The following is a 645-nucleotide window of genomic DNA, read 5'->3' on the forward strand; positions in this document are numbered from 1 at the left end:
CGTGACCGCGAGGGTCGGCCTAGGGTGAAACCGGTGATTGGGGCTAAGTCGTAACAAGGTAGCCGTACCGGAAGGTGCGGCTGGAACACCTCCTTTCTGGAGGGGCGCCATAGAGGTGGAGAGTTAATGAAGAAGTCTTTCTTCTTCCGACGAGACCTTTTTTTTTGGTTCGTTACCTCTTCTTGTACTTGCAACTCTGTAATTAGGGGATAAAGGAATTGGGCTAAGACCCACAGACTTGAAACCTGACATAGTCCTATAGCTCAGTTGGTTAGAGCGCCACACTGATAATGTGGAGGTCGGCAGTTCAAGTCTGCCTGGGACTACTCATAGACCGAATGAAATAAGGTCAATGTGCCTAAGGCTTCAAAAAAAGCCTGGGACTATACACAAATTTAGGGGGATTAGCTCAGTTGGCTAGAGCGCTTGCATGGCATGCAAGAGGTCATCGGTTCGAGCCCGATATTCTCCACTATTGGATCAAGGGTGATTCAGTTTTTCACTCTTTGTTTCCGAACGAGATCTTTGACATATTGACACACGAGACTGTAGAATAAAACTCAACAAAGAAGTTTTCCTGACATATTTGTTTGTCGGGATACAGCTGAAAGTATGAGCGGCCATGTTGATGGCCACTACCAAGAA

Annotated in this window: 2 tRNA genes and 1 rRNA gene; all 3 read left to right on the plus strand. The window is 46.8% G+C overall.

What is annotated here, in order from left to right:
• Window positions 1-96 (plus strand): 16S ribosomal RNA (locus CIK99_RS12180); the annotation flags it as partial.
• A 156-nt stretch (window positions 97-252) separates the two neighbouring features.
• Window positions 253-326: transfer RNA gene (locus CIK99_RS12185), tRNA-Ile, on the plus strand.
• 72 nt (window positions 327-398) lie between these two features.
• A tRNA-Ala gene (locus CIK99_RS12190) sits at window positions 399-472 on the plus strand.
• The last annotated feature ends 173 nt before the right edge of the window (window positions 473-645 follow it).

The organism is Prevotella sp. P5-92 (assembly GCF_002251245.1).
Classification (GTDB): Bacteria; Bacteroidota; Bacteroidia; order Bacteroidales; family Bacteroidaceae; genus Prevotella.